The 3,850-nt window shown below is 34.4% G+C and carries 5 protein-coding genes; all 5 read right to left on the reverse strand.

The window, feature by feature from the left end:
* A partial coding sequence (locus tag AC22ZQ_RS13075; protein ID WP_318959208.1) for a glycosyltransferase family protein occupies positions 1 to 667 on the reverse strand: 667 nt, incomplete at its 3' end.
* A gap of 2 nt (positions 668 to 669) precedes the next feature.
* Positions 670 to 1,806, reverse strand: a complete 1,137-nt coding sequence (wecB, locus tag AC22ZQ_RS13080) for a non-hydrolyzing UDP-N-acetylglucosamine 2-epimerase (protein ID WP_318959209.1) — start codon at positions 1,804 to 1,806, stop codon at positions 670 to 672.
* A 9-nt stretch (positions 1,807 to 1,815) separates the two neighbouring features.
* Positions 1,816 to 2,934: a polysaccharide biosynthesis C-terminal domain-containing protein gene (locus tag AC22ZQ_RS13085; RefSeq protein ID WP_318959210.1), complete on the reverse strand. Its 1,119-nt coding sequence runs from the start codon at positions 2,932 to 2,934 to the stop codon at positions 1,816 to 1,818.
* A 12-nt stretch (positions 2,935 to 2,946) separates the two neighbouring features.
* Positions 2,947 to 3,354 carry a WxcM-like domain-containing protein gene (locus tag AC22ZQ_RS13090; RefSeq protein ID WP_318959211.1) on the reverse strand — a complete coding sequence of 136 codons (408 nt, stop codon included), beginning with the start codon at positions 3,352 to 3,354 and terminating at the stop codon, positions 2,947 to 2,949.
* A 2-nt stretch (positions 3,355 to 3,356) separates the two neighbouring features.
* On the reverse strand, positions 3,357 to 3,850 hold a 494-nt coding region (locus tag AC22ZQ_RS13095), incomplete at its 5' end, for a polysaccharide biosynthesis protein (protein ID WP_318959212.1).

Below are 3,850 nucleotides of genomic sequence, written 5' to 3' on the forward strand. Positions count from 1 at the left end.
CTATTCTTCCATCTAAAGCAAATGGTATTCCTACATACACCAACTTCGTTTTTTCAAGTTTGTTATTCTTAGTATCGTTTAATCTCAATTTTAAAGATTTACTATTAACCAATGGTGGTATTGTAACAATCCTACAACCTCTTTCCTCGTAATATTTTCTGAGGTAACTACTTATCACTATTACACCATTTCCTTTTAAATTCACAACTCGTTTCTGATAAGAATCATCAACCCATTTTATTGCTCTATGAATTAAATTTCCATTATTTGAAGGTAACCAATCAACACAATCTGTGTATAAGATTATAGAATTCTTCTTCGCCCATTTTTGAAGTGAACGTACGAAAGTTGTTAAAGTAGGACTTCCATATGTAATAATTACATCTATATCCAATTGTTCAATTAGGTCTTTAACTGAATCCAAGACGTGGCCATATGACAACCAATCTTTAATTCCATTAGGCCTTCCTATCTCATAATAATTAAATTTATCGTAGGTCTTCTTTTCCGTTGACAACGAAAAGTCCCCACCTTCCTTCATGCCTACAAAATATACCTCATGACCAATTGACCTTAACAAATAACCATTACCTAATACACGCAAACCTGATGCATTTCCATTTGGAAAAATAAAATTTCCTATATATAAAACATTTTTTTTTATCATAATTAATTAGCATTCCATACTACTCTCCTTATATAATCTGTATAACTTAATATTATTCTAACCACTTTACTTGCAACATTTGGCATAGAATAATCATAAACGGGTCTAAAATTTCTATCTTCGCCAACCTTCTGATCTAGAAGAATATTTAATCCTTGCAGTATCCTTTCCGTATTCATCCCTACCATCATAACCGATGCTTCTTCCATCGCTTCTGGTCTTTCGTGCGCGTCTCTGATATTTAAGGCTCTGAAATTTAAAATTGAGGATTCCTCTGAAATTGTTCCAGAATCGCTGAGTGTCGCATATGAATGTATCTGTAAAGCATTGTAATCATGAAAACCTAAAGGTTTTAAAAGCTGAATTCTACCATCAAGTTTTACCTCTTTTGATTCTATCATATTTCTCGTTCTGGGATGCGTAGAAACAATTATTGGCTTATTGTAGATTTCAGCAATTTGATTTAAGCTATCCATCAAATTATTAAAATTCTTTTCTGAACTGATATTTTCCTCCCTGTGCGCAGAAACCACAAAATAACCATCTTTCTCAAGATCTAGTTTTTCCAATACTTTAGACGAATGAATCTGGTCCATATTTTGATGCAAAACCTCAAACATTGGGGATCCTGTTTTTATCACTCTATCTGCGGGCAAACCTTCTTTTAAAAGATATTCACGAGCTATACTACTATAGGTCAAATTGATATCAGAGACGTGGTCTACTATTTTTCTATTTGTTTCTTCCGGCACTCTTTGGTCAAAACATCTATTCCCGGCCTCCATGTGGAAAATTGGAATTTTTCGTTTTTTGGCAGCTATTGCACACAAACAAGAATTTGTGTCTCCTAATACTAAGAATGAATGAGGTTGTACTTCATCCAATAAAGGATCTATCGCTATTAATATTTTTCCTGCAGTAACTGTAGCATTACCACCTGCTGCATTCAGGAAATGATCTGGCTTACGCAAACCTAAATCCTCGAAAAACACCTCATTTAGTTCATAGTCATAATTCTGTCCAGTATGCACCAAAATGTGATCGATAGATGAAGATTTATCCAGGGCTTTAATCACAGCTGATAATCTTATTATTTCAGGTCGCGTTCCTACGACCGTCATTACTTTTAATTTTTTCATTTCTATATTTTAAACTGTCACAAAATAAGTATCCGGATTCTCAGAATCATAGGCTTCATTAATCCAGAAATTTGTATACAGTATTTCGTCTCCTATGTTTTTAATATTGTGTGTGTACCAAATAGGCATATCCACGTATGCAGGTTCGTCGCCATTCAACTCAAAACTCAACACTTCTTCAGTTCCAATCTTTCTCATTTCGATCAAAGCCTTCCCTTTAATTACTGCAAACCTTTCAATTTTTCGTGTATGATAATGATTTCCTCTAGTAACCCCTGGAACAGTCGTTGAGAATGAGACTTGGCCTCCAATTCCGAGGCGTATCAATTCTACAAAACTACCTCTATCATCGGTGTGTTGAACAAATTTTCTCGGAAAAAACGAATTCAATTCTATGTACGACCTAAATGTATTAAAGAGATTTACCTCAAAATCCGATATTAACTCAGGAATATTTCCCTGTTGAAAATACACTTGATGATACTTTTGAAGTTTAGCCAGTACATCAGAAACCTTAATTGCTGTAGTGTAAGGAATAAGCAACTCTCCCTTCGTCTCTTCTTTTCTTATTTCCGAAATAAAAGTATTTACCAGTTCCTGTACATATATCAATTGAACTTCAGCATCCACTTGTATCTCTGGTTTTTCTCCTTGAATTAACCTAGAACAAAACGTTGCTATGAAAGAATTATAATTCGGTTTACAAAAAGCTCCAAATACATTTGGCACAACAGCACCTGTAAAAATTGCATTATTTTCACTTGCCCAAGTCTCTAATAGTTCACGAGACTCCTTTTTTGATCTACCATATAAATTATCCTTCTTTTCTTGAGAAGAGGAAGATATAATTACGTGAGGTCTAGCACCAGTATTTTCCAATGCCTTGCAAAGAGAACGCGTCAGCGCTAAGTTTTTCTCATAAATAAACTCTTGACTTTCATGTCTATTTAAAGCCGCGAGATGCACAATCACATCACATTCTTTCACAAAACTTTCAAGTTTATCCTGATTTTCAAAATAAGACCTTTCAAATTCTACTAACGTAAACTCATCCTCAAACTGGCTTAGCGTATTAATCAAATGACTTCCTACAAATCCATTTCCACCCGTAACACCTATTCTTTTCATACTTTTTTATACTTATATATCAAGACTAAATCGAAATTCATCTTCAATCTCTTCTATTAAATAGTCTGACATTGCCAATATCTTTGCTCCAGCCGTTTTCGCTATCAATTTCGACACATAACCTGGGGGAACGTGCAAGACATCCATCGTTTCAATGGATAACTCATATCGTTCTTCCTTTCCAAAAACACCATTAGCTTCCCAGTCTAAAACCTTTTTCAACACCACTTCAAAAGTTCCTTGTATGCAAGTAAACCACCTTTGTTCAATTTTGTGACCTTGCCATCCTCTCTCAGGTGCCGAAGGATTATTCTGAATTATATACAGTCTCTTTATTCCTAAAGCATCAAACGAGTTATTGAAGATAATTTCACCTCTTTGATCTTTAAAACTTCCTCCTTTGATAATTCTAGGACACATAATTATTTCAAATTTTCCTGAATAATATCTAAGCCAGATATTAACTTTTTCATACCTTCAACATCCTGCTGTTCGGTATTGTGTGAATTATAATCTTCAATTTTTGAAATATTATCATCTCCTTCTGAGAAATACTGACTGTAATTCAAATCTCTGTTATCGGCAGGAATTCTATAAAAATCCCCCATATCTTCAGCTTTAATCATTTCTTCTCGGGTACAAAGTGTTTCATACAACTTTTCACCATGTCTGGTTCCAATAATTTTAATCTCCGCTTTACTTTTGAAAATTTCTTTCATTGCTTGTGCAAGATCACCTATAGTACCAGCGGGAGCTTTATTAACAAATAGATCACCAGGGTTTCCGTGCTCAAATGCAAACAGTACCAATTCCACAGCTTCATTCAATGACATCAAAAAACGCGTCATATTAGGATCTGTTACTGTTATATCTTCCCCAGCTAAAATTTGGTTCATGAATAGAGGAATTACAGACC

It is taken from the genome of Lishizhenia sp., from assembly GCF_057456495.1.